Origin of the sequence: Arthrobacter sp. AOP36-A1-22 (assembly GCF_052377615.1) — a bacterium.
Taxonomy (GTDB): Bacteria; Actinomycetota; Actinomycetes; order Actinomycetales; family Micrococcaceae; genus Arthrobacter_H.
On sequence record NZ_JBQSWX010000006.1, the window covers coordinates 85,598 to 111,107 of the forward strand.

21 protein-coding genes and 3 pseudogenes are annotated in these 25,510 nt (G+C 64.8%); 7 read left to right on the top strand and 17 right to left on the bottom strand.

What is annotated here, in order from left to right; all coding sequences use genetic code 11:
* Positions 1-128 precede the first annotated feature (128 nt).
* Positions 129-1,385 (bottom strand): DNA recombination protein RmuC, encoded by a 1,257-nt coding sequence (locus tag ACT3S2_RS05550; RefSeq protein ID WP_444554223.1) that lies wholly within the window; start codon positions 1,383-1,385, stop codon positions 129-131.
* A 54-nt stretch (positions 1,386-1,439) separates the two neighbouring features.
* Between ACT3S2_RS05550 and ychF the strand changes: the two genes are divergently transcribed.
* The 3 genes from ychF (at position 1,440) to dld (ending at position 5,849) form a co-directional block, all read left to right on the top strand.
* Entirely contained in the window at positions 1,440-2,543 is a 1,104-nt protein-coding gene (ychF, locus tag ACT3S2_RS05555; protein ID WP_444554222.1) for a redox-regulated ATPase YchF, read from the top strand.
* A gap of 39 nt (positions 2,544-2,582) precedes the next feature.
* Entirely contained in the window at positions 2,583-3,740 is a 1,158-nt protein-coding gene (locus ACT3S2_RS05560) for a DNA methyltransferase (RefSeq protein ID WP_011013961.1), read from the top strand.
* A gap of 393 nt (positions 3,741-4,133) precedes the next feature.
* A complete protein-coding gene (dld, locus tag ACT3S2_RS05565) occupies positions 4,134-5,849 on the top strand; it encodes a D-lactate dehydrogenase (protein ID WP_035095247.1) in 1,716 nt (571 codons plus the stop codon).
* Positions 5,850-6,239: 390 nt separating this feature from the next.
* Here the strand turns inward: dld and ACT3S2_RS05570 are convergent.
* The 5 genes and pseudogenes from ACT3S2_RS05570 to ACT3S2_RS05590 form a co-directional block, all read right to left on the bottom strand.
* Positions 6,240-7,446: pseudogene (locus tag ACT3S2_RS05570) on the bottom strand (ISL3 family transposase).
* A 238-nt stretch (positions 7,447-7,684) separates the two neighbouring features.
* Complete coding sequence (locus ACT3S2_RS05575) at positions 7,685-8,962, bottom strand: ISL3 family transposase (RefSeq protein WP_444561369.1); 1,278 nt, start codon at positions 8,960-8,962, stop codon at positions 7,685-7,687.
* A gap of 120 nt (positions 8,963-9,082) precedes the next feature.
* The gene (locus ACT3S2_RS05580) at positions 9,083-10,393 is read right to left on the bottom strand and encodes an ISL3-like element ISAar39 family transposase (protein WP_013350322.1); all 1,311 of its coding nucleotides are present in this window, start codon (positions 10,391-10,393) and stop codon (positions 9,083-9,085) included.
* A 121-nt stretch (positions 10,394-10,514) separates the two neighbouring features.
* A pseudogene (locus ACT3S2_RS05585) lies at positions 10,515-11,541 on the bottom strand (ISL3 family transposase); the annotation flags it as partial.
* A 148-nt stretch (positions 11,542-11,689) separates the two neighbouring features.
* Positions 11,690-12,115 (bottom strand): hypothetical protein, encoded by a 426-nt coding sequence (locus tag ACT3S2_RS05590; RefSeq protein WP_006822820.1) that lies wholly within the window; start codon positions 12,113-12,115, stop codon positions 11,690-11,692.
* 118 nt (positions 12,116-12,233) lie between these two features.
* On the opposite strand from ACT3S2_RS05590, the gene ACT3S2_RS05595 reads away from it, so the two are divergent.
* From ACT3S2_RS05595 to ACT3S2_RS05605, 3 genes are all read left to right on the top strand, one after another.
* Positions 12,234-13,790, top strand: a complete 1,557-nt coding sequence (locus ACT3S2_RS05595; protein ID WP_444554221.1) for a recombinase family protein — start codon at positions 12,234-12,236, stop codon at positions 13,788-13,790.
* Positions 13,791-13,927: 137 nt separating this feature from the next.
* Positions 13,928-14,482: an antirestriction protein ArdA gene (locus ACT3S2_RS05600; RefSeq protein ID WP_059280958.1), complete on the top strand. Its 555-nt coding sequence runs from the start codon at positions 13,928-13,930 to the stop codon at positions 14,480-14,482.
* 10 nt (positions 14,483-14,492) lie between these two features.
* The gene (locus ACT3S2_RS05605) at positions 14,493-14,699 is read left to right on the top strand and encodes a hypothetical protein (protein ID WP_096197733.1); all 207 of its coding nucleotides are present in this window, start codon (positions 14,493-14,495) and stop codon (positions 14,697-14,699) included.
* 51 nt (positions 14,700-14,750) lie between these two features.
* On the opposite strand, the gene ACT3S2_RS05610 is transcribed toward ACT3S2_RS05605, so the two are convergent.
* From ACT3S2_RS05610 to ACT3S2_RS05655, 10 genes and pseudogenes are all read right to left on the bottom strand, one after another.
* Positions 14,751-15,695, bottom strand: a complete 945-nt coding sequence (locus ACT3S2_RS05610) for a hypothetical protein (RefSeq protein WP_096197734.1) — start codon at positions 15,693-15,695, stop codon at positions 14,751-14,753.
* Positions 15,696-16,035: 340 nt separating this feature from the next.
* Positions 16,036-16,518: pseudogene (locus tag ACT3S2_RS05615) on the bottom strand (relaxase/mobilization nuclease domain-containing protein); the annotation flags it as partial.
* Positions 16,515-17,195 (bottom strand): plasmid mobilization protein, encoded by a 681-nt coding sequence (locus ACT3S2_RS05620; protein ID WP_420896684.1) that lies wholly within the window; start codon positions 17,193-17,195, stop codon positions 16,515-16,517. The gene ACT3S2_RS05620 and the pseudogene ACT3S2_RS05615, both read right to left, overlap by 4 nt.
* Positions 17,183-17,506, bottom strand: coding sequence for a hypothetical protein (locus ACT3S2_RS05625; RefSeq protein ID WP_096197735.1), 324 nt, complete (start codon positions 17,504-17,506; stop codon positions 17,183-17,185). The genes ACT3S2_RS05620 and ACT3S2_RS05625 overlap by 13 nt, the downstream gene beginning before the upstream one ends.
* Before the next feature lie 2 nt (positions 17,507-17,508).
* The gene (locus tag ACT3S2_RS05630; RefSeq protein ID WP_096197736.1) at positions 17,509-17,841 is read right to left on the bottom strand and encodes a hypothetical protein; all 333 of its coding nucleotides are present in this window, start codon (positions 17,839-17,841) and stop codon (positions 17,509-17,511) included.
* 28 nt (positions 17,842-17,869) lie between these two features.
* A complete protein-coding gene (locus tag ACT3S2_RS05635) occupies positions 17,870-20,863 on the bottom strand; it encodes a hypothetical protein (protein ID WP_096197737.1) in 2,994 nt (997 codons plus the stop codon).
* Positions 20,860-21,156 carry a helix-turn-helix domain-containing protein gene (locus ACT3S2_RS05640; RefSeq protein WP_059280964.1) on the bottom strand — a complete coding sequence of 99 codons (297 nt, stop codon included), beginning with the start codon at positions 21,154-21,156 and terminating at the stop codon, positions 20,860-20,862. The genes ACT3S2_RS05635 and ACT3S2_RS05640 overlap by 4 nt, the downstream gene beginning before the upstream one ends.
* A gap of 676 nt (positions 21,157-21,832) precedes the next feature.
* Entirely contained in the window at positions 21,833-22,600 is a 768-nt protein-coding gene (locus ACT3S2_RS05645) for an SCO1664 family protein (RefSeq protein ID WP_444554220.1), read from the bottom strand.
* The gene (locus tag ACT3S2_RS05650; protein WP_444554219.1) at positions 22,600-23,154 is read right to left on the bottom strand and encodes a DUF3090 domain-containing protein; all 555 of its coding nucleotides are present in this window, start codon (positions 23,152-23,154) and stop codon (positions 22,600-22,602) included. The genes ACT3S2_RS05645 and ACT3S2_RS05650 overlap by 1 nt, the downstream gene beginning before the upstream one ends.
* Before the next feature lie 24 nt (positions 23,155-23,178).
* Complete coding sequence (locus ACT3S2_RS05655; protein WP_444554218.1) at positions 23,179-23,871, bottom strand: histidine phosphatase family protein; 693 nt, start codon at positions 23,869-23,871, stop codon at positions 23,179-23,181.
* Positions 23,872-24,154: 283 nt separating this feature from the next.
* Here ACT3S2_RS05655 and ACT3S2_RS05660 point away from each other — a divergent pair, with 283 nt between their 5' ends.
* Positions 24,155-24,595 (top strand): YtoQ family protein, encoded by a 441-nt coding sequence (locus ACT3S2_RS05660; protein WP_444554217.1) that lies wholly within the window; start codon positions 24,155-24,157, stop codon positions 24,593-24,595.
* Here the strand turns inward: ACT3S2_RS05660 and ACT3S2_RS05665 are convergent.
* On the bottom strand, positions 24,585-25,487 hold the full coding sequence (locus ACT3S2_RS05665) for an AAA family ATPase (RefSeq protein ID WP_444561370.1): 903 nt from the start codon (positions 25,485-25,487) through the stop codon (positions 24,585-24,587). The two genes, ACT3S2_RS05660 and ACT3S2_RS05665, sit on opposite strands and share 11 nt — an antisense overlap.
* Positions 25,488-25,510 lie beyond the last annotated feature (23 nt).

A 25,510-nucleotide genomic window follows, 5' to 3' on the forward strand; every position in this document is an offset into this window, starting at 1 on the left:
GTCCCGGGGAAATAGGCGCTCGATGCGACCGGCCCCGGCCGCCGTGCGATTAGGCGGAAATCCACCGTACGCAACATTGTGGACGATTCCCCCCACGGGGCCCGGCGTGCGGCATCGGATCCTGCCGTCTAAGCACCTGCCCCGCTGCGTGGTTCCGCGGGCTGCTCCTGCGTGGGCCGCTCGGCCTGCAGGAGCTCACTGGCACTGAGGACCCGGGGAGTGGACTCCAGGGGCGGCACGGACAGCCCGGCTCCATCGGTGGAGGACAACCCATGGCCCGGGTCCAGGTTCTGGATCCGACGTACCGAGGGCAGGACCCTGGACTCAAGGGTTCCGACGAACGAGTTGTAGCGTTCAACGCTGGACTTCAGCGAGGATCCCAACTTCGTCACATGGGATCCCAACGTGCCCAAGCGGTTGTAAAGGTCCTTGGATTCGTCGAAGAGGGCCCTGGCGTTTTCCGTGAGCAATTCCTGGCGCCAGGCGAAGGACAAGCCCTTGAGGATGGAGAGCAACGTGGCCGGTGCGGCCAGGGCGACGTTCTTGGAGAACGCATGATCGAGGAGCTCCGGATCACTGGTGACTGCTGCGGCGAGGAAGGATTCCGCCGGTAGGAAGCAGACCACCAATTCAGGGCTGGCGGCCAGGGATTCCCAATAGGCCTTCGACCCCAGATCGTCGACATGCGCCCGCAGGGCCTTGGCATGGGCTTCGAGCAGCGTCCGCCGTTCGGCCTCCCGTGACGGTTCCGCCAGGAGATCAATCTCCTGGGCCAATAGGTAGGAATTGAGCGGGACCTTTGAATCGACAACGACGGATTTGCCGCCGGGCAGGGTGATGACCATGTCGGGGCGCTTGCCGTCGGACGTGGTGACCTGCTCGTTGAAATCCACCCGGGACAGCATCCCCGCTGCTTCCACCACCCGGCGTAGCTGGACCTCGCCCCAGGTGCCCCGCGCCGACGTGTTGCGCAAGGCCCCGGCCAGTGACGACGTCGTCCTCAAAATGGCGGCGTCTTGCTCGGCTGCCATGTTCAACTGCTGGCTGAGCTGGCCGTATTGCTCGACCCGGTCACGTTCGAGGACCGTCACCTGCTGCTGGACCTGCTGGAGCTTCTCCGCCACGGGAGCCAACACCTGCAGCACCTTCCGTTCGTCGCCGTCGCGTTGGCGTTCAGCGTCCTGCCGGGACTGGAGCGAATCAATGTGGCTGTGTGCGGTCGCCAACGCCGATTCGGCGGTGGCGAGTTCCTGCGTGGCCGTGCGGTTCTCGTGATTGAGGACGGAAAAACGGTCCCTGAGCCCGAGCATCCAGAGGCCGAAAGCCCCGAGAACCAGGCCCAATAACAACGTGAGAGTCGACACAACCCATGCAAAAGCGTCCATGGGTCCACTGTGCCAGTCCGCGCCGACACATTGCGGCAGGTAGAGTTGTCTCCCGTGGCACTTACTATCGGAATCGTCGGACTGCCCAATGTCGGCAAGTCAACCATGTTCAATGCACTGACCCGCGCGCAGGTTCTCGCGGCGAACTACCCGTTCGCCACGATCGAGCCCAACGTCGGCGTCGTCCCCCTGCCGGATGAGCGGCTGAAGGTCCTCGCCGGGATCTTCGGATCCGAGCGCATCCTGCCGGCAACGGTGTCGTTCGTGGACATCGCCGGAATCGTCAAGGGCGCCTCCGAGGGGGAGGGGCTGGGCAATAAGTTCCTGGCCAACATCCGCGAAGCAGACGCCATCTGCCAGGTCACCCGGGCGTTTGCTGATCCTGACGTGGTCCACGTCAACGGAGAAATCGACCCCGCCGGAGACATCGACACCGTCGCCACGGAGCTGATCCTGGCCGACATGCAGACGATTGAAAACCAGCTGCCGCGGCTGGAGAAGGAAGTCAAGGCCAAGAAGGCCGACGCCTCGTTGCTGGCAGCCATCAAGACGGCGCAGGAAGTGCTGGAAACGGGCACCACGCTCTACGCCGGCGCCGCAGCAGCCAAGCTCGATCTCGCCGAGATCGCTTCGCTGCAGCTCATGACCACCAAGCCATTCATCTACGTCTTCAACATGGACGAAGAAGCCCTCGCCGACGAGGCCCTGCGCACCCGACTGAGTGAACTCGTGGCTCCGGCCGAGGCGATCTTCCTGGATGCCCAGTTCGAATCCGACCTGGTCGAACTCGAAGAGGACGAAGCCGCGGAGATGCTGGCCGACGCCGGCTATGAGGAGTCCGGCCTGGATCAGTTGGCCCGCGTCGGGTTCAACACCTTGGGGCTGCAGACTTATTTGACGGCAGGCCCGAAGGAATCACGTGCCTGGACGATCCCGCAGGGGGCCACCGCGCCTCAGGCAGCCGGAGTCATCCACACCGACTTCCAGCGAGGATTCATCAAGGCCGAAATCATTGGTTTCGAAGACCTGGTCGCTGCCGGGTCAACCGCTGCCGCCAAGGCCGCCGGCAAGGCACGTATCGAAGGCAAGGAATACATCATGAAGGACGGCGACGTCGTGGAGTTCCGGACGGGACTTACGTCTGGAAGTAAGAAATAGCCCGGACGCGCTACGGATGATGACGAAGGAGCCCTATCCGTGTCGAGACTGACGGAACTGCTGCGGCAGGTGCGCAAGGCGGACGCGCAACTTGGTACTGACCTGGAAGCCGAGGTCGCTGCGCTGACCAAGCGTCGCACCTTCGGGCTCGTCTTTGAGCAGCATCAGCCTGAGGCTGTCGAGCTGCCCGGCAGGGTCGTCCGTCGCGGCGACAAGGTGCGGGTGCTGCCTCCGCGAGGGGGGACAAAGGCAGGTGACCAACGGCTGTGGCGGACAACTCGGATCGAGTGCGTCGACGGGCAGCGTGTGGCTCATCTCGCGGAGCTCGACGTCGAAGAACCCGAGACTCGGGCAGTGCTTGCCGACGACGTGGTGGTCGTCGCGGAGTTCCGGGATCGCATCTACCCCGGCCTGGTGGAGACAGGCAGGGTTGAGCGGGGCGGCGACAAGCCGTTCCACACGGTCGTCAACGCTGAGAACTACCACGCGCTGGAGATGCTGACCTATACGCACCGGCATTCCATCGACGCCATCTACATCGACCCGCCGTACAACACCGGGGCGAGGGACTGGAAGTACGACAACGATTACGTCGCGAGTGATGACGACTATCGACACTCGAAATGGCTGGCGTTCATGGAGCGACGGTTGAAGATCTGTCGGGAGCTCATGCGTAGCGATGCTACTCTTGTGGCAACTATCGATGAGCATGAAGTAAACCGTTTGGGCGTGTTGCTAGATCAGCTCTTCCCGGAATCTACGCGGCAACTCGTCACAATTGTCAACAACCCTAAAGGCGTTACTCAGGGATATCTTTCGAGGGTCGAAGAGTATGCGTTCTTTGTATTTGGTCCTGACGCGCGAATCGGTTCGGTCGATGACGACCTTCTGACGCATCGAGACATGGCCGATGCTGAAGGGGAACTGCAGAGGCCTCGATGGAAGGGGCTCTTGCGGTCGGGCGACGACTCGCTTCGAGCTGACCGTAAAGATATGTTCTATCCGGTGTGGTTCGATGAGTCGACTGGGCGACTCAGCCACGCGGGCGAAGCATTGCCACTTGACGAAACTCCTGACTTCAGTCCGCAGGATGGCCTGACGCCGATCTGGCCTATTAGGCGGGACATGAAGGAGGGGCCTACCCGGGCAGCGCCACGCCGTTCGATCCTTGACTACGCGCTACACCCTCATCTGTGAAGAGCCACCAAACCTGGGACGGTTCAAGCGGCGCTAGGCGAGTCTGATTGCTGCGTCGATCTATGGGGTGAGGGCAGTGGCCGACATCGCGGTCCGAACTATCGCGGTCCGAACTATCGCGGTCCGAACCTACCGGAGTCCGAAAGTACCGCGGTCCGAAACTATCTGATGCGCATCTTGTACAATGAGGATGCGCGTATGCACATGCATACGCACACGCACACTCCTTGGACGCCGTAGCGAGCTTCCGGGCAGACGGTCGCAGACGTCGTCCCCCTGGCTCGTTTCCCCGCCCATCAAAAAATGAACGACCGCGGACTAGCTCGGATCAAGGCGACATCCCCTCAGCATCATGACGCACTTGTGATGCAACTGAATATAGGAAGCTTAGAGATGACGCAACCAGGACAGACCACCACGACTTCGCACGAAGCGATCGATGCGTTCAAGAGAATCGTCGGCGACGAACATGTACTGACCTCTGAGCGTGCCACGATGCCATTCAGCAAAGGCTATCGATTCGGCGGAGGACCAGTCTTCGCCGTGGTGCGCCCCGGCACGCTGGTCGAGATGTGGCGGGCGCTGCAGGTATCCGTCGACAACAACCTCATCGTCATCCCGCAGGCATCGAACACGGGCCTGACTGGTGGATCCGGCCCCGGCTTCCAAGACTACGATCGCCCCATTGTGATCATCTCGACTCACCGCATCGATGAGGTGCACCTCATCAACGACGCGCGCGAGGCGATCTCGCTCGCGGGCACCCCGCTGACACACCTGACCGACGCGCTCGCCAAGCACCAGCGCGAGCCGCACTCGGTGATCGGGTCGACATCAATCGGCGCCTCGGTCATCGGCGGCATCGCGAACAACTCGGGCGGCAGCCAGATTCGCAAGGGTCCGGCATTCACGCGCGAAGCGATCTTCGCCCGCGTCAACGACGACGGCAAGGTCGAGCTGGTCAATCACCTGGGCATCTCGCTCGGAGACGACCCTGAGGTCGCACTCGACCGTCTACAGCGCGGCGAGTGGTCTCCCGAGGATGTCACCCCAGCTCCCGAAGACTCGAACGAGACCGAGTACGCCGAGCACTTGCGCAAGATCGTGCCTTCGCCTGCTCGCTACAATGCGAACCCCGAGTACCTGTTCGAGGCTTCCGGCTCGGCCGGCAAGCTGATGGTGTTCGCGGTGCGCACCCGCACCTTCCCTCGCGAAGTGCACCCGACCGTGCTTTACATCGGCACGAACAACACGCACGAGCTCGAAGAGATCCGTCGGTTGTTCCTCGAAGCCGACATGCCGCTGCCTATCTCTGGTGAGTACATGGGCCGCAGTGCCTTCGACTTGGCCGAGAAGTACGGCAAAGACACCTTCGTCTTCCTGAAGTTCATGAGTCCAGCGCTGCAGACGCGCATGTTCTCGTTCAAGACGTGGGCCAACGGCTTGTTCTCGAAGATTCCCGGCATTGGTCCGACCTTCGCCGACACGGTATCGCAAGCCATGTTCAGCGTGCTGCCCAACCAGCTGCCCAAGCGCATGATGGAGTACCGCAACCGTTTCGAGCATCACCTGCTGCTCACCGTCAGCGAGTCGCAGAAGGCCGCGAGCGAGAAGATGCTCAAGGAGTTCTTCGCAGAGCCCGAGCACACTGGTGAGTTCTTCATCTGCACGTCTGATGAAGAAAAGAGCGCGTCGCTCAACCGGTTCGGCGCGGCCAGTGCCGCCACTCGCTACGCCGCGTTGAAGCGCCGGCACATCGCAGGGCTCATCCCCATCGATGTGGCCCTGCGTCGCGACGATTGGAACTGGCTCGAGGTGCTGCCGGAGGAGATCGACGACCAGCTTGAGGTCAAGGCGTATTACGGGCACTTCTTCTGCCATGTGATGCACCAGGACTATGTCGCCAAGCAGGGCGTGGATCCCGAGGCGCTGCACGACCGCATCCAGCACCTGCTGGAGGAGCGCGGCGCGAAGCTGCCCGCCGAGCACAACTACGGTCGCATCTACAAGCTGCCGGAGTCCATGGAAGAGCACTTCAAGGAGCTCGATCCGACGAATACGTTCAACGCCGGTATCGGCGGCACGTCGCCGCACAAGGACTGGGCCTAAGTCCCCAAGGTAGCGCGACGCCGTGAGAGCCTGAGCGATGTCTTATCCATCTCGGGTGGACCTAGGGCTCGACTCCCTAGGTCCACCGGGACGGATGAGTCGAGACATCGGTCAGAGGCTGGGCAGGCCATAGAATCGCGTGGCGGCGAGGGCCGCGCCCGGTCCGAGAACGGGTCATCGCCTCACGCCGTCAGCTGACCCGCGACGGCCGGCACACCGGCGAAATCCTCGCCACCGGCCACATCGACGAGCCCGGAGGCTATTGCTGAAACACATTGCCTGAACATATTGGTGGAGCTGAAGGTGTGTAGGTTCAGGACATCGTTCATAGGTGAGTCGGGACATCGTTCATAGTGGTCCGTGACGATGAGGGATGTCTAAAGCGGCTCTTCACAGATGAGGGTGTAGTTGAGGTCTGAATCCGCCGGACTCGAGCAGGGATCTGGCGATGTAGTTGGTCAGGTTGCGGAAGCCCAGGGCCGAGCCGCGCAGGTGCTCCAGGCGTCCGTTGATCGCCTCTGTGGGGCCATTGCTGGTGCCAGGCCGCTCGAAGTAGGCCAGCACGTCGGTGGCGCGAGCCTTCAGGGTCCGACCGAGCTTGCGCAACTCGTCCAGCCCGGCGGGGACGTCTTGGCTGACGGCGTCGATGAGCGCCTCCATCGCCGCGCGGCCGAGGGATCGGTCCTTCTCGCGGTAGGCCGCGATCATCCGCTGGTAGATCCCCCAGGTCGCCTCGACGGGCACGTGCTCCTCGAGCACGAACAGCTCCTGCAGGCGGGTCTGCTGCTTGTCGGTGAGCAGGCCCGCGCCGGTGTGCAACGTTCTACGCGCACGGTAGAGCGGGTCGTCTTTGCGGCCGCGGTGCCCGTGCAGTTCCTGCTGGACTCGGCGTCGGCACTGGTCGAGGGCATCACCGGCAAGGCGCACGACGTGGAAGGGATCCATCACCGCAGCCGCGTCGGGCAGTTCCTCGGCGGTGGCGCTCTTGAACCCGGTGAAGCCATCCATCGCGACGACTTCGATGGCCTCACGCCATGCCTGAGGGCGAGCGGCGAGCCACTCCTTGAAGACTCGCTTGGAGCCGCCAGACGTGCTCGTCGACGCCGAGCACGCGGACGCCGTCGAAGCGGTTCGGGTCCTCGATCAGGACGCGTGTGCCCTGGGCCAGGACGGCATCGTTGGCGGTGTTCCACGCAACCCCGAGCCCCTCAGCGACCCGCGCGACCGTCAGGTGGGCGATGACGATGCCCTCCAGCGCCCACGCCAGCCCTCGCCGGGAGAGCTTCGCGCGTGGCTCGGCCGCCAAAGACGTGTCTTGGCGCCACACGTGGCCGCAGCCGGTGCACCGGTAGCGGCGGACCGTGACCTCCAACGTCGTCGGACGCCACCCCAACGGCTCGTGGGCCAGCCGGCGGACAACCGTGCCGCGCGCGGTTCCTTCACAGCCACAGCGTCGGCACCAGCGGTCGGGTTCGACGACTCGACAGGCCAGGACCGCACCGGCGGGCTCGAGGCGCTGACCGGTGGCCTCAAGGCCGAGCTCATTCAAGCGGCAGAACATGGTCAGGTCAGGGTCGGTGAAGGTAGCGTCAGGCACGTCGAGGTCTTCCAGATGGGCAGTGTGAGAACTTCCATCATCGGAAGGCCTCGATGCCTACCCGGGCAGCGCCACGCCGTTCGATCCTTGACTACGCGCTACACCCTCATCTGTGAAGAGCCCGTTTCGTCAGTGTTCGGCCGAGCTTGGCCAGCTCGGGCAAGGCGTCCGGGACGCGCTTGCTCAGCGCGGTGATGAGCTTCTCCATCTTCGCTTTGGCTTTCGCGGCTCTTCGGAATCAAGGGTGTAGGTGAGGTCTGAACCCTCCGGCTTCGAGCAGCGACCTGGCGATGTAGTGGGTGAGGTTGCGGAAGCCGAGCGCGGAGCCGCGGAGGTGTTCGAGGCGGCCGTTGATCGCCTCGGTCGGGCCGTTGCTGGTGCCGGGCCGGTCGAAGAACGCGAGGATGTCGGCGGCGCGTTGCTTCATGGTGCGGCCGAGCTTGCGGATCTCCACGAGCGCCGCGGGAACCCCGGTGGTGATCGTGGCGATCACCGCCTGCATGGCCTGCCTGGCCTTCTTCTTGTCGGGTTCCCGGTAGGCGGCGACGATGCGCTGGTAGATGCCCCAGGTCGCCTCGACCTCGACATGCTCCTCGCTCGCGAACACCGCGTCCAGGCGTGCCCGCTGCTTGTCGGTGAGCAGGCTCGCGCCGGTGTGGAGGGTGCGGCGGGCCTTGTAGAGCGGGTCGCCCTTCATCCCGCGGTGCCCGGTGGTGTCCTGCTGGACCCGGCGCCGGCAGGCATCCAGCGCGTCGCCAGCGAGACGGACGGCATGGAATGGGTCCATCACCGCAACCGCGTCGGGGAGCTCTTCCGCGGCGGCGGTCTTGAACCCGCTGAACCCGTCCATCGCGACCACCTCGATCCCGTCGCGCCACTGCTTGAAGACGGACTTGGAGCGGCCTTCGATCATGTCCAGCAAGCGCGCGGGGCCGGTCTTCTCGCGGGCGGGCGTGAGGTCGATGATCACGGTGACGTACTTGTCGCCGAATCGGGTGTGTCGCCAGACGTGCTCGTCGACGCCGATCGTGGTGACCCCGTCGAACCGGGCCGGGTCGTCGATGAGGCGCCGCTTGCCTTCGGCGAGGATCGCGGTGTTCGCGGTGTGCCACGACACCCCGAGACCGGCGGCGGCGCGCGAGACGGTGAGGTGGTCGACCACGATCGCAGTGAGTGCCCACCCGATCCCGCCGCGGGAGATCTTCGCCCGGGGCGCGGCCGCCTTCGACGTGTCCTGCCGCCAGGTGCGGCGGCAGGACACGCACCGGTAGCGGCGCACCCGGATTAGCAGCGTCGTCGGCCGGTGCCCGAACGGTTCATGCGCCAGCGGGCGCGTCACCGTGTCCCGTGGCGCGCCCTCGGCGCCGCACTTCCGACACCACGGGTCGTCCTCGACGACGCGGCACTCGATCACCGCCCGATCTGGCTCGAGACGCTGCCCAACGGCCTCGAGGCCGAGCTCGTCGAGACGGCAGAACGTGGTCAGGTCGGGCGCGGCGAAGGTAGCGTGGTGCAAGTCGAGGTCTTCCGGCGGATGAGCAGTGTAGGAACTTCCATCTTGGAAGACCTCGACGTCTATCCACGAACCAGCCGCCCACCCCCGACTACACCGTCAACTGCGAAGAGCCTATGCGGCTCATCGCATTTGACGGTGTAGCAGGGGTCTGAATCCGCCGGTGTCGAGGAGGGATCGGAGGATGTAGTGGGCGAGGTTGCGGAAGCCCAGCGCGGTGCCACGGAGGTGCTCGAGGCGGCCATTGATAGCCTCTGTTGGGCCGTTGCTGGTGCCGGGCCGGTCGAAGTAGGCCAGCACGTCCCCGGCCCGGCGTTTCAGAGTGCGGCCGAGCGTGATGACCTCGGTCAGCGAGGCTGGAACGTTGCCGGCGAGGTCCTGGATCACGGCGGTGAGTTGCTGCTTGGCGGCAACGCGATCGGGATTGCGGTATGCCTGGACGATCCGCTGGTAGATGCCCCAGGTCGCCTCCACTGCGGCGTGCTCGTCTGCGGCGAACACGCTGCTCAGGCGGCCGCACTGGCGATCGGTCAGGAGGTCTGCGCCGGTGCGGAGGACTCGGCGGATCCCGTAGAGAGGATCCCCGGATCGGCCACGATGCCCGCAGGTGGTCTGCTGGATCCGTTGCCGGCAGCGGTCCAGTGCGTCACCGGCCAGGGCGACGACGTGGAACGGATCCATCACCGCGACGGCCTGCGGGATCTCTTCCGCAGCGGCGGTCTTGAAACCGGTGAACCCGTCCATCGCCACGGTCTCGATCCGGTCGCGGAAGCCCTGTTCCTGCTGGTCGAGCCAGGTCTTGAGCACCTTCTTCGAACGGCCGGGGACCATGTCCAGCAGCCTCGAGGCTCCGGTGCCATCGCGGACCGGGGTCAGGTCGATGATCACGGTGACGTACTTGTTACCGCCTCTGGTGTGGGACCAGACGTGCTCGTCCACGCCGAGGACCCGGACCCCCTCGAACCGGGCAGGATCGTTGATCAGGAGCTCGGAGCCGGCTTCGAGGACAGCGTCGTTCACGGTGTGCCAGGCGGTGCCGAGGTTCTCGGCGACCCGCGCGATCGACATCCGGTCGATGACCACGCTCTTGAGTGCCCAGAAGACCGCGTCGCGCGACAGCTTCGTGCGGGACGCGGCAGCGGCTGTGGTGTCCTGACGCCACACGGTGCAGCAGTCCGGGCAGCGGTAGCGACGCACTCTGACCTGCAGCATCGTCGGTCGCCAGCCGAGGGGGACGTGCACGATCGTCCTGAGGACCGTGCCGCGAGGAACTCCGGCCTGGCCGCAGCGATGGCACCACTGATCGTCCGCGAGGACCCGGCACTCCAGAACTGCCTGGCCCGTCTCGATGCGCTGGCCGGTGGCTGTGAGGCCGAGCCCGTCCAGGCCGCAGAAGGCATCGAGATCAGGGGACGAGAAGGTAGCGTGGGGCATGTCGAGGTCTTCCAGATGGCGAGCGTCAGAACTTCCATCATCGGGAGACCTCGACGTCTATCCCCGCACCGACGCGCCCACCCCGCCACCGACCGCTACACCCTCATCTGCGAAGAGCCGCTTTCGCCCGGTCGGGTTCTCGGTAGGCGGCGACCATCGCCTGGTAGATCTCCCAGGTCACCTCGACCGCAACGTGCTTCTCTCGCTCGAACAGGCTGCTGAGGCGCTGGCATTGGCGGTCGGTCAGCAGCTTGGTGCCGGTGTGGAGGGTGCGGCGAGTCTTGTAGAGGGGGTCGTCCTTGCGGCCCCTGCGCTTGTGGAGCTGCTGCTGGACGCGTCGTCGGCAGTCGTTCCAGTGCGTCTCCGGCGAGGCGGACGACGTGGAAGGGATCCATGACCGCGACCGCGCCTGGGAGGGCCTCGCCGGCGGCGGTCTTGTATCCGGTGAACCCGTCCATCGCCACTACCTCGATGCGGTCCTTCCATGCCTTGGGGAGGGCCTTGAGCCAGGCCTTGAACGCTGCTTTGGAGCGGCCGGGGATCATGTCCAGCAGCCTCGCCGGGCCGGTCTTGTCCCTGGCTGGGGTGAGGTCGATGATCACGGTGACGTACTTGTCGCCGCGCCGGGTGTGGCGCCAGAGGTGCTCGTCAACACCGATCACGCGGACGGCGTCGAAGCGGGCTGGGTCATCGATCAGCAGCTGCTGGCCCTCGGCCAGGACGGCGTCGTTGGCGGTGTGCCAGGCAACCCCGAGCCCGGCGGCGATCCTTGCGATCGTGAGGTGATCGATGACCAGGGCTTCCAGTGCCCACCGCATCCCGCCGCGGGAGAGTTTCGCCCGCTCGGGCGCGGCGGCGGTGGTGTCCTCTCGCCAGCGGTTGCCGCAGTGATCACACCGGTAGCGCCGGATCCGCACCAGCAGGGTCGTGGGGCGGTGGCCGAACGGCTGGTGAGCGAGGCGACGAGTGATCGTGCCGCGCGAGGTCGACCTCGCCCCGCAGGCGCGGCACCACGGATCTTCCTCCGCGAGTCGACACTCGAGCACCGCCCGCTCGGCCGAGAGGCGTTGACCGACGGCGACCAGACCGAGTTCGTCCAGGCGCGCGAAGGTCGTCAAATCGGGGCTGTCGAAGGTAGCGTTGGGCACGTCGAGGTCTTCCTGATGGCGAGCGTGAGAACTTCCATCATCGGGAGACCTCGACGTCTATCCCGGCACCGACGCGCCCACCCCACACTCCGCAGCTACACCCTCATCTGCGAAGAGCCAGAAATAGGCCCTGACGTGGACCTACGCTCTAGAGAGTGGGGGCGCTCGTGGCTTGGTCGGGGGTCCAGCTCGAGTTCGAGTTTCCTGCCGCGATCTCTTTCGCTCGGTGGTAGAGAGCGCCCGCGTATGTGTCGACCGTTGCCGCCCATGCATGCTGGATGATATCGCGTACATCCGTAGTCTCGCCGCCCTCCGGCAACGTAAACGTCAAGACGCGCTTGAAATCATTGTTGGCGTCGATGTTTGTATCGATGTTAGGCAGCCGGCCATCGAGTTGAAGAGTGTTGAGTAGTTTCTTGAATTCGGGGTCAATCCACATCTCACACAGTGACGCTGACTCTGTGAACCGGGCGCGGTCGGTCTCGGCGAATTCCTGAACGAGCGTCCTAAGCTCGGGGTGGACTCGGCTTGCGTGCTCGGCAAGGTCGGGGAAGCTGAGTGTCAGCTGCGGCATGGGTGTCTCCTGGGGCGTCTTGTGCGTTTGGTCAGATGGTGCAACTCTACCACTGTGCACACTGATGGTGACATCATCAGTTACGGATGGAGCTTACGTCATAATGTAGTCTGGCTACATGAACGAGCGTTCCACCGCGCCCCGCAAGGCAGCCATCTACCTCCGAATCTCACAGGATCGCGAGATGGACGGGCTCGCTATCGACCGCCAGCGCGAGGACTGCGAAAACCTTGCACGATTCCGGCGCTGGGAGGTCGTCGAGACCTACGTGGACCAGTCGAAGAGCGCCACCGACAGGAGCGCCATCCGCCCGGACTACGACCGCATGGTCGCCGACTATTTGCTCGGACGGTTCGGCGCGATCATCTGCTACGACCTCGACAGGCTCACTCGGCAGCCCCGACAGCTGGAGGACTGGATCGACGCCGCCGAGCTGCGCGGCCTCGCCCTCGTCACGGCCAATGGCGACGCGGACCTTTCGACCGACGGCGGTCGGATGTATGCCCGCATCAAGGCGGCTGTGGCGCGGGCCGAGATGGAACGCAAGAGTGCCCGCCAGTCTGCAGCCCAGCGTCAGCGCGCTATGCAGGGGCGCGCCCCGAAGGGCATGCGCCCGCTCGGCTACGCCGTCGACGGTGAGGTGATCCCTCACGAAGCCGAGGCCGTGAAGGCGATCTACGAGCTGTTCACCAGGATCGAGCACCCTGAGTCGCTGCGATCGCTCGCCCGGGCTCTCAGTGGCACCGAGCAGATCGATGGGATCACACCACTGCCCAAGCACACGCACACCGTGAGCGTCGAGCGCGCCACCGCCCGCGCGCAGCAGGGCCTCGAACCTAGGCCGATCGTCGAGGACGGTCCGTGGTCTCCCTCGACCGTGCTGGGCATCCTGCGGAACCCGCGTTACGCGGCGCTGAGCACGTACACTCCGAAGTTTGCTCAGGCGGATGGGAAGCGGCGCCGGATGTGGAAGGCGCAGATCCTCCGTGATGACGCTGGAGAGCCGATCCGGGGGCAGTGGGAGCCGATCGTTAGCGATGAGACGTGGTGGAAGGCGCAGCAGGTCCTCGATGACACGGAGCGGGTGACGAACACATCCGGCTCGACCAAGCGCAAGCACCTCGGCAGCGGGCTCTACCGGTGCGGATACGTCGACGAGGAGACCGGCGAGGTGTGCGGGAGGAAGGTGACCGGGGCACCGCGCGGGTACAAGTGCGCAGGGCACATCGTCCGCTCGGGCGCCGCCATCGACGATTTCGTCATGACGGTCGTCGCCAAGCGTCTTGCACGCAAGGACGCGACGGTGATGGTCGAGCTCGCGGACGGTGGGCCGCATGCGGCAGGCATCGACTCGGCGATCAGCGACCAGCGGGCGCGCATTCTGCGCGCCGAGGCCGACTACGACGCCGAGATCATCGAGGCCCGCGACCTCAAGCGTGTTCGGGACGCCGCAGAAGTGCGTATTCAGGAGCTGGAAGCCGAAAGGCTCATGCAAGGGCGCGCGGGCGCGCTGTCGCCGATCCTGGGCGTCGATGATCCTGCCGAGGCGTTCCAGGACGCTTCACTTGACCTCCGTCGTCAGACCATCGACACCCTTGCCACGGTTACCCTTCTCCCGCAGCCGCGCGGGCGCAAGGGGTTCAGGACCGAGTCCGTCGTCGTCGACTGGAGGTAGACCACCTGGTTGGGTAGCCACGCGGAGCGTGGCCGGGAGACCTCTTGAGAGCGGCGACGTGGCGTAAGCGCGTCGATTCACCGAGCACGACTGCCTGTCGCGCCCGCCGCTCTCCTCGACCACGGAGGAGACCTGCCATGACCACCCGAACGAACACCGACACCACGCCCCGAGCTTGGATCGGCTGCCTCGCCTGCGACAACAACGCTCGCCTCGTCGGCGAGTGGTTCGATGCCGAGACCGCCGACGAAGTCACCCTTGCTGACGTCCACGGCGGCGCTCATCGCGTGCACAGTGGGTGCGAAGAGCTGTGGGTCATGGACCACGAGAACATCCCCGCCTCGGGCGAGATGAGTCCGTCGGAGGCCGCAGAGTGGGCTCGCGTCCTCCTCGCGGTCCCCGAGCACCAGCGCGATGCTCTGTGCGCTTGGACGGCCTCCGGCAGCTACGTCGCAGAAGGCACTGGAGACCTGCCGTCTGTTTCCGACTTCGAAGAGCGCTTCTGCGGAACATGGGGCAGTTTCCGGGACTACGCCGAGACTCTCGCCGAGGAGATCGGCCTCATCCCGCAGGACGCGCCGGAAGAGCTTGTGCGCTACTTCAACTGGGTTGCCTGGACCCGCGACCTCGAATACGACTACACGGTGGTCCGAGCCGACGCGATCTCCGTGTACGTCTTTCGGGACCTGTGAGGGAGCGATCATGAGCGCTGAGACCAACGCCTACAGCCACGCCGAGTCGTTTCGGTGGTGGATCGGCGACCCCGAAATGAGCGATGAGGAGGCCCACCTCCATGACCTGCTCGCCCTGCACAAGGCAACCGTCGAGCTGATCCGCCAGCAGCGGGACCTTCTCGGGTACTTCGACACCGATGCCGAGTTGTTCGGTGATGACCCCGACGTCGACTGAGTTCAGAGTGCCCCGTAGCTTCGGCTACGGGGCACTCACTTTTTTCCTTGGCTACCAGCCACGATAGCTCTCGTACAGCTTCTTTCCGAGCCACCAAAGCAACCAACCGAACAGACCGCATCCGCCCAGGGCGGCGAGGGCAATGAGTGCCTTCGCCCACCAGGCACTCGCGGCGGCGAACGAGTCCCAGGCCCATCCGAGCAGCGGTCCGAGGCCGAGCATCTGCGTGATCCCGCCGACCATCCCCGTGAGCATGATGAACGCGACGGAGAACGGGATGAGGGCAAGGCAGATTCGCCCGACCGTTGCCCAGGTGACCTTCGCCGAAAGCTGCTCGATCCGGCGCTCGGCCCGCCGGGCAGCGCTGACCACTTCGTGGGCACGGTCGGTCACCTTGGCGAGTTTCTCGGTCCCGAGCTTGCTCACTCGCCATTCGAGTCCCGCGAGAGTCTCCTCGACCCTCTGGATGGGAGCTTCGACGGCCTTCGCCAGCCGATCATCGAGTACCTTCACGGCGTGTTCGGTGAGCTTGTCCGTGTCGATGCGGACGTTGCCGCGCTTGCGCACGGCGTCGGCGAGGTCAGCCGAGGCCGAGGCAGTCGTCTTCAGCTCCTCGCTGATCTTCCGCGTCATCGTGTGCGCGGCCAGGTCCGCCCTGGTCACCGAGAACCCGTCGGGCAGCTTCACCACCTCGCTGCTGCTCAGCTGCTGCGCGACGCTTGCGAGCGTCTTCTCGATCTCGTTCAGCCGACTCTTCGTCTCGGCGTCGAGCGGCAGCGTGGAGGGAAGCTCGTGCTGCTGCGAGGTCGACAGGCGATCCAGCCGCGTCGCCTGCTCCTCGTCCATGGTCTTCACGTACTCGGTCAGGTCGGCGACGGTCTTCGTGAGATTCACGATCTGCTGCCTGTCGGCGTCGCGCTGCGAGATCAAGGTCTCCAGCATCTCCGTAGTCCGCTGCTGCTCGTCGGACTGCTTGATCTTGTCCAGCGCTCCCATGAGCCTGTCCCTTCTGTGCGTGGTAGTCGAAGATCTCTTGAGCACCTTCGGCGGTGAACTCGGGTGTCAGCGCCGAGGCCTTCTTCCGTCCGAGCTTCCCGTTGTCATCCCGGCGCATCTTGTAACTCCAGCCGTCGCGGTTCGTCACCGCGAGCGTGACCCCGTGCCCGGCGAGGACGTGCTCGAACGCCTCGCGATTCGTCGAGCGTGAGTCGGTCAGTGCGTCGTAGACCTTGTCGCCGAGGACCTGCTCGAACCCGCCCGGAGCGAAGGCCTCGCGGCGCAGCTCCCAGTCGGGCTTCGGTTCCTCGGGATCGGGGAGTACCCGCAGACCCTCGTCTGCCATCAGCTCGTCGTTCAACTGACGCAATCCGTGCTTCCACGACGTGTACCGCTGGAGGCTCTTACCGGTGAGGTTGTCGTGGTTGATGACGAGGATGTGCGCGTGCCCGTGGCCTCCGGCAGAGTCAGAGTGCACCGCGACCATGTAGTCAGCGCTGTGCATGCGTTCCGCGAGTTCGACGGCCACGTCCCGGATGCGCTCAAGGTCGGCGTGCGAGGTCACATCGAACTCGTCGGGGTGGAACGCCAGCACATAGCTCTGAAGCTGGTTCGTCCGACCATGAGCAGCGGCGTGCGCCTCGGCACACGCTATGAACTCCGACGGGGTCGTCCCGCCGTCGACCATGGACATCGCATACGTGGCTGCACGAGTCGATCCGACCTTGAGGAGCTCCTTTCGCACCTCAGGGTCACGCCCGTAGAGGATGTACCCAACGGCTCCTGCAGCGTTGGTCGAGGGGCGGATGTTCACGGTGCTCATGACCGTGTCCGATCGCCGAGCGAGGCACGCACCTCGTCCACCGCAACCATCACCGCGTGAAGGAGGCCGTCATCGACGGCAGCGCCCTTGCGGAGCGCCTGGTTCAGGTTCACACCAACTCGACGCAGCTGCTCTACTGCCGGAGCAAGAGACGTAGGCGCCGTCTCCTTCACGCCGGCGTTGCTCTCCAGCTGAGCGACCTTCGAGGACCTCGAGTCCAGCGCGTCGAGCATGACGGCACGAGCCCATGCGCTCGGCTTGACGCTGAGCACGTGGGCGCGGTGGCGGATCGCGTCGCGATCAGCCACCGTCAGCCGCACGTCGAGAGAGACCTCTCGACGTCGGCTGTTCCGAGGCTCCACCGGAGCCTCGGCCGACCCTGCCCTCTGCGCAGCACCACGACCGGTGTTCACCTGGGAGTCGTGGTGCTGCTCCGCTGACAGGGCCGGGTCTTCCGCACACCCCTCCGCACGATCCCGACCAGCGCTGCTTGGGGAGTCGGGCTCGTTCTCCGGGGCGTACGGAAGACGGCCAGCAGGGTTCTTGTCGGACACTCGGCTAGCGCCTCGGTCCTCCAAGAGCCGCTGGCCCTCGTCCTCGGTCGCTGCGCGACCTCCGGGCGAGGGGAACCCGGGACGCTGGCGCAAGTCCCGGATCGGACTCGTCAGCCGTTCCACGGTGCCACCTCCTCATGCTCGGCATCGACGGTCTGCGAGGCGGCCCCGTCGTTCACCGCGCCCGAAGACGATGCAGCCTCCTTCGCGCGGATCGACCGCTTCACCTTCTCCGCGGCGATGGCTTCGCTCGCCTCATGGCAGAGCCGGTCGTAGAGGTCGGGGTTCTGGTCGCGCAGCAGATCGATGACCTTTCCGTCGATGCGGCGCAGCTCGGCGGCGGCAGCACGCTTGAGCTTGGCGATGCGCTCGGACGCACGGCGGCGCTCCTGCTCGATCAGCACGTCGAGGTTGGTCGTGGTCTTGTTGCTCATGGTCAGTTATCCTTCCCGTTGAGAGGGTGGCCCTCTCCGAGGACAAGCGACGCGATCTCGGACGGGAGGTCGAGGGCAGCAATGATCGTGTCTTCGGGCAGGCCTTCGTCTCGTGCTTCCTGCACGTCCTCGCGGAGCAAGTCGAGCGCTGCGCCAAGCACGAGTGCCTCAGAGCGCAGGGAACCCTCGACCGTGGTGCGCCGGGGGTCGCGGGCCTGCCATGCATCACCGGGCGCGTGCCCGCCGATGAGCCAGTCCGTCATCGCGATGCGCACCGTGTTCCGGTCGTGCATGTCCTGCATCAGGTCGTCGAGCATCTGGTAGTCGTTGTTCATGGTCATTCCTTTCGGGTCGTTGGGCTGGTCAGTACGGGAGTCGGTCGGCGTCCGTAGGGTGGTCGCCGGGCGCCATGGATGTCATCCGGTCGAGGTACGGGTCGAGGGTGTCGATGGCGAGCATCTGGGACGCCCGCTCAGGCCGGCGGGCGTTGTCCCAATCGCCTCGGGAGACAGTGCCGAGCCCCCACTCGCTGAGCCAGTCGAGGCGGTCGGCAATAGTCATCGAGCGGTCAGCGAGAGTCGGGATCGTGGCGACGCCTTGACGGTGCGCCATGACGATGGACATGAGCACTGCGCGCTGCGGAGTGACGATGCGGCGGCCCTTACCGTGCGTGTACTTCAGGTTCCAGTCGCGCCACTCAGCGACGGTGCGCAGGCATCCGGTCTCGGCCATGTCGCGGGCGATCTGGCGAGCGCGCAGGCAGTCCTCGACCCGCTCCCACGGCTGCGTGGTGAAGGTCGCCATCTCCTCAACGGAGCCGTCCGGCAGAGGCACCATCTCGGGTGTCATGGAGGGCATGACGGGCTGACGCTTGAGGTCGTAGTCCATGCTCACCGAGCGCTCGACCCGGGACGGCAGGAAGTCCTTACGATCCTCGGTGCGTGACAGCTCCTGGAACGAGGGGAATCGCGTGTACCCGTTCGGCACCCGGCCCTCGCGGGTCACGACAGCGGTCAGCAGCAGTTCCCGGTCCTCGGCACTGTCCGGGACGGTACCCTTCGGAGCCTTGAGGCCGTTGTGAGCGCACACCCCGCCTGGAGAGAGCGACACGTTGCCGCGCGTAGTGAAGTTCACCAGATCGTCCTGCGCGTGCTTCGCCTCCCAGATACTCGGGTCGCCGGTCAGAGCAGTGCGAGAGTCGCTGAGCACCTCGTCAAGCCCGTAGAGGTCGAGGCCAGCGACCTCATCAACGGTGAAGTCCGTGATGAACCCGTCCGTGGTCACCGAGAAGACGTGCCCGCCGTGTTCGACGATCTGGTTCATGGTCGCGAGCAGCTGCGCACGAACGAAAGACGTGGTGGTTGCGGCGTGGTAGGGGCTGGAGACCGCCGAGCCGCCGACGTTGTCCATCTCCTGTGCGCGAGCGTCCCATGAGCGCTGCTCAGCGACGTCCTGCGCGGTCTTGCCGTACACCGAGTTCACGCCGGTCTTCAGCGTCTGCTCTTCCAGAGACCCCTTGCCGAAAATCTTCTTGGCAGCGTTCCGGTCATCGATGAGCTGCTTCACCCCATGGCGCAGGGACAGGCTCGGCCCACCGTCCTGCCCCAGCTCGCGACCGAGATAGCCGATCTGGCAGTGGACCTCAGCGCCGAGGCGGAGAGCGAGCCACAGCTCCGGGCCGCAGACCCAGGTGCCAGCAACACCCTCGGACGTGCGCGGATAGACGAGGGTGCCATCAGCGACGATCGGCAAGCACGGATGCGCCACGTCTGCGGGGAACCCGAACGACACGAAGCCGACAAACGGGGTCGCCGCCGAGGACACGTCGTCAACGGTGAGCGCTCGCTCATGCACGACCTCCTCGATGGCACCGGCCTCCCAGTCGAGATCACGCACAAGAGCCATCGCGGTCGGGTAGGCGTTCTGCGCGTCGATGTCCACAGTCGGGGTCGGGTAGTAGCCCGGCATCGGACACGAGTTCAACCCACCGTGATACGCACGGGCGAACGCGGAGGAGAGCTGCGCGGCAGCGCCATCGAGCGGGTTGCGACCCCGCTTCGCGTAGAAGCTCAGCCGGTCACCCTCCTCGACAGCCTCGACGCCCTCGTCCTCGTCCACCAGCCCAGCGAACTTCCGGCGGAACTCCGAGGGGCTCGACGCCCCCAAGTAGGAGCTTCCAGAGTCCACGAGCGCTGCAGCAGCACCACCGCTGAGGGTGATCGGAGGAACGACTCCGTCACCCCACAGCCGAGCGAGGTATTCGACGACGATGACCGCGTCGTTGATGCCGTACTCCAGGAACTCATCCAGGTGCTCACGTCGGTAGTCCGTCATGCGGGAGATCCAGCCCTCCGGCACGTCCAGCTTCGTGACACCGCACGCCGCGCCGAGGACGGCAAGGCTCTTCTTCCCGGCGGGTGCCTGCGACATGGTGTCGCGGACGGACACCGACAGGCTCTGCCACCAGTGCCCGTTCTCGTTGCCGCGCTGCGAGCGGAACGGCAGGAGCGTCACCAGGCCACCGGCAGCCGAGGTTAGCCGGACGAGGCTGTCCAGCTCGCGGCTCTGACCGCCCGTGCGGAAAGTCGTAAGGTCCGCCGAGCCGTAGTGGCAGGCAAGCACGATGGGCACGCGCAGCTTCGCCAGCGCGTCCCGACGCTCCTGCCAGTCATCAGACCAGAACGCCCCGCGCGGCACGCCACGGGGACCGACCTCGTCGGGCACCAGCGCGGAATGCCACAGCTCGGCAGCGACCACCACGGCCCACAGCGCCGTGTGCAGCGAGAGGCGAGCGCCGGAGCCCAGCGGGGGAAGGATGACAACCTCGACCATCATCGACGGATCGACCGGGTCCGGCGTGACGAGCTGGTACGAGTCGATGATCCGCGCGCCGTCCACGGTCGTGAACTCGGTGTCGAAGCCCACGACGATCCCGGCGCGGCCGGTCCCCATCGCCTTCACCGACGGGAGATCGCCGAACGCCGTCGTGGACACCGGCACGCCTGCCCCGACAGCCTCCGGCGCAGGTGACAGCGGACCGCTCGCGGCGCCACGGTCATACAGTCTTAACTCGGGGCTCCCCATAGGGGCTAATGACCGTGCTGGAGCATTTCCTTCCTGGCCAGGGGAAATAGTCGTCTCGGAGAGGTCGAGAAGGTGTGACAGTTCGGAACTGTCACACTCGGTGACGGGAGGCTGAGACCCCGCCGCCCCGCCGGTCGAGGCATCGTTGGGCACGGTCGCGCCCCCGCTGACCGCGGCTCGTGTGCGACGTCGCACGAGCACCTCGAAGACGATGCCGCGCCGCACGCCGTCGGTGATGTCGTGGCGCACCCAGCTGGAGGCCGCGGCGCTCATGCCGCACCGCCGAAGATCGTGCTGAGACGACGAACCTGAGCGTCGTTCAGCGGGGGAGCGGATGCGGCAAGCCGTTCTGCGGCAGCCTCAATCTCCTCGAAGGTCGCGGGCCTGACGGCCACCGCGAGAGCTTCGAGGTCGGCGCGCAGCACCTTGACGCGGGAACCGACCTTGACGGCGGGCAGTCGGCCGTCAGTGATGTACTTCCGAAGTGTGGAGTACGCGGCATAACCCTCGGCAGCCGCCTGCTGGAGGGTGAGATAGATGGGTTGGACGTGAGGTGTCGAGGACACAGGGACTCCCTAGGAGTCATTACCCGTGTACTCGTGGCCGCCTCTTGAGTCCCTCACCTACCGATGAGGGCGGCTGCGCTCTGGCCTCTGTCCTCGTCGCTGGAGCGCCAGGCCCGACGAGTGTGGTTCGCAATCGGCCGGTCTACCCGAGCGCGTCCATCTCGCTCGGAACCCGTGACTCTGGCCTCTTTCCTCGCGCCGGGAGTCACGCCGGTCCCGCGAGTGTGGGTCACCAGTGGCAGTCGGAGGAGCCCATCCCTTGGGTCCGACACGCGACCCTGCCCTGTTATCCGAAGGTGGTGGGTCGCCCGCCAGTCCCTCTTACCCCGGTGTGCTCGTCCCGGGGTCTTCATCTTTTCCGCCGGAGGAGCACTGCTCCGGTCGGGGTAGTAGTCGACGTTCGGCTACACCACTAAGTGTAGCAAGATCGGGCGCATGTTGGCAGCCGAGAGCGTGGAATCCGAAGTCCAAGAGGTAAGCAATGTACGTGATGCGGTCGACTTCCGATTCAACGTCTAGGTACCGGCCGGCCTGAAACTTACAGCGGTGGCCGCCAGGAACATATGTTCGTGACGGCCACCCACATATTTCCACCCGTGGTGCGTCGCAATAATGCCGTGCTCCTTGTGCGGCTTCACTTTCGGGTGGCTCAGCTTGCGGGGCCAGTGGGGGCGCCTTAGAAAAGGGGCCAAGGCACCGCGGACATCTCACCGCGTGGGGATGGAAACCGGCCCTCTGAGAGCAACCGTGTGCAACGTGCCGCGAGAGATGCCAGTTCCTCGACGCTGAGCAAGTCCACCAGTTCCTGGCCCAGACCGCCCTGTAGCCCTTCGCTGACCCGACCTATGCCGTCTCGTTCATCGGCGGTGAGGGCTTCTCCCAGCCACCCCCACAGCACCGTCCGCAGTTTGTGGTCGCTGTGGAGGGTGAGCCCATGGTCCACACCGTGCCGATGGCCGTCAGCCATGGCAAGAATGTGATCTCCTTTGCGGTCGGCGTTGTTGACGATGATGTCGAACACCGCCATGCGTCTGAGGGCAGGCGAGTCTTCGTGGACGAGCGCGATTATCCGTCCGCTCTCATCACGCCCCTCGAGAACCTGTTTCCAGCCGGTCTCCGGAACCTGGTCCGTTGCGACCAGGTCCACAGCGTTTTGGGTTCGGTCCCGCTCCTGCCAGAGCTGCACCATTCCTTCACCCATCGGCCCATCACGCAGCCAGGTGCGTGGCACGATGTCCCAGCCGAGGGCCTGCGAGACCAGATATGCGGCCACTTCCCGATGAGCCAAGAGGCCCTGCGGAAAATCCCAGAGCGGAGTTTCGCCAGCTATCGGCTTATAGACAACCACTACATTGCCGATGGTGCCGAGGAACGTAGCGTTGGACGCCGTCGTGATGCGACCGGTCAGAGTCAGCTCGGCTGTCGCGAGGTCCGGCGTCGCCATCAGACCTCGGGGGAGGGACAGTTGTGCCCGTCTGCGTCCATGGGATAACCACAGAACGGGCATATCGGACGACCGGCCCCGACGATCTCGCGGGTGCGCTTGGTGAATGCACGGGCGCTGCCGACCGGAATTCGCACCCGAAGCATTTCGGGCTCGTCAGTGCCTTCCTCGACGAGCCATTCGCCGTTGCCATCAGCATCAGCATCGGTGATGGGGTAAGCCTCCATGACGATTTGGGCCGTGGTCGGGTCCCAGCCCAGGCCCACAGCTCCGGTACGGAACTGCTCCTGGACGACCTCGAGCTGGTCATTATCGACTAGTTCAACGGGAGTGTTCGTGGGAACACTGAAGGGGTTGCCATCGATGGTGATGAGCTGGTCGAGGATTTCGTCGATCTTCTCCGCGAGCAGAGCAGACTGCTGCTTCTCGAGCGCAATGCTGATGATCTGCGTCCCCGCACGCACCTGCAGGTAGAACGTACGCGCCCCCGGAAGGCCAAGGGTGCCAACGACGACCCGATCGGGCCAGTCGAATTCGTGAACACGTGTAGCCATGTCAGTATTCTAGGCGCATATGGTTCATGGGGCCTTCTGTCCTGCACCGCCGCCCACCGGGGCATCACCAGAAAGAGTGTTGGTAGTCAGCCACGATAGATCACCCGCGTTGGTGTTGGTCGCGTAGACGTTCGGCCGACTCGTTCCGTAGTGCACGATCGATACAGAGGCGGGGCCGACGTTAATACGCTGAAACAGGTCAAGATGCATGCCAAGCGCATCGGCAAGGATTGACTTGATGACGTCACCGTGGCTGACCGCCACCCATACGGCTTCCTGGCCGTACGCGGCTTCGAAGGCCGCATCATGGCGGCGAATTGCTGCCACTGACCGGGCCTGCATTTCTGCCATTGACTCACCGTCGGGGAAGACGACGGCGGACGGTTGGGTCTGTACCAACGGCCACAACTCCTCGGACGCGAGATCACTGAGCGCGCGGCCCTGCCATTGGCCATAATCGCACTCTGTCAGGGCTTGATCGACCACCGTGCCCGGTGTGCCGGTCTGGCGCTCGAGGATGATTTCGGTGGTTTCCTGACAACGCTCAAGTGGGCTCGATACCACCCCGGCAATGGGGACGGGCGCGATCCGTTCTCCGGTCAGAGCGGCCTGGTCACGCCCGACCGAGTCCAAGCTGACGCCAGCGGCTCGGCCAGCTAGCAGACCAGTGGCATTAGCTGTGGTGCGGCCGTGCCGCACGAGAAGAACTGTCGCCATCCACCCAGCCTAGCCACCCATTAGCTGGGGGGCGTGAATCGGGCTGGGGCGTGCGTCGACAGTTCATGCGATGTACAAGATGACCAGAGGGTGGTCCGTGACGTGACGGGGTCGACTCCCGCTCTACCATCCGACACCTATCGGCTGACCACCTACGGCGGCGGCGGGGAACCCGGAGCGTGTCATCTTCTGTCGGTCGTTGGAACTTTCCGCCGTTCTGTTGGAAGGTTGGCTGAAGGGCCAATTTTAGGTCCAACCGACATTTATGAAGGAGCATCAAACCATGACTTTTTCCGTCTATCTTTCCGGTGAGATCCACACCGACTGGCGTGATGAGATCCAGCGTGGTGCAGAGGCCCTCGGGCTCGACGTGGAATTCACCTCGCCGGTGACCGACCACCCCGCAAGCGACGCCGCAGGCGACCACCTCGGCGAGACCTCTAGCCAATTCTGGCGTGATCACCAGTCCTCCAAGGTCAACTCCATTCGTACGCGCACGCTGATTGAACAGAGTGATTTGGTGGTGGTCCGCTTCGGAGATAAGTACAAACAATGGAACGCCGCCTTCGATGCCGGCTACTGCGCAGCCCTGGGCAAGCCATACATGACGTTGCACGACGAAGACATCGTCCATCCGCTCAAGGAGGTCGACGCCGAAGCACAGGCTTGGTGCAAGACCACTGATCAGGTGGTGCAGACACTGCAGTACGTACTCAAGGCATAAAACAGCGGTTGCTCCGTGCTGGAACGCGGTCGACTTTCGCCTCACCGCATTGCCGCGTTCCGGTTCCACCGTTGTCCCTGGGCCGGCATCGGCCCCTGATGCACGAACTTCGTGCTCGCCTTGAGTGCACGACGGAATGACGGGGTGATCGGAGTGCTTCGATGTCGTCGGCCAGGTCGGAGACGGGCCGACGCCCGTCAAGCTCGATGGTTGCGCCTCGCCGTAGCTGTGGTTCGACGTCCCTCGGATTCCGGCGCACTTCATCCTGCTGTGCCCTGGTGCGTCCGTACGGGTTGTTCGTCCTGTTGGCGACACGCTCGATGAGAGCCTGGACCGGAGCGTTCAGCAGCACCACGTGGTCGAACCGGTCGTAGAACCTTCCCTGGTTCTCGACGGTGCCCGAGATCAGCAAATCATCGTGCCGGGCCAGGAGGTCGCTCATTCTCGACTCGTCCCAGACGCTTCCCGGCAACTCCCAGTTGTCGTAGTCCGTATCAACGGTGAGGTGTCCCCGAATGGCAAGCTCTTCGAGCAACGTCGACATCCCGGCACCGGACATGCCGGTGATGAGGATGCGGGCCCTGACGCAAGCGTAATGGACTTCCTGAAAGACGGATGTGAATCCTGCGCGCGTCGAGGGTTGGACTGGAGACCTCCAGCTTCCAGGGCTTCTTCGGGCCGGAACCCGGCTGGTTTCAGCTTCAACGTTTATTTCCGGGGGAGCGCAGTCGGATGCACCCGGTGGCCCACGGTACGAGCCGTCAGGGCACGTCACTTCGGACGACAGGAATCGGTGTCGAGGAGGCGGACGTTTGAATAGCACTTTTGATGCTGCGGCCTCAGTGCTGGTACCGACTATGCCACCGTGGACTACCGCTCTAAAAGGGTACATATGGCGAGCTACGACGGCTGCCC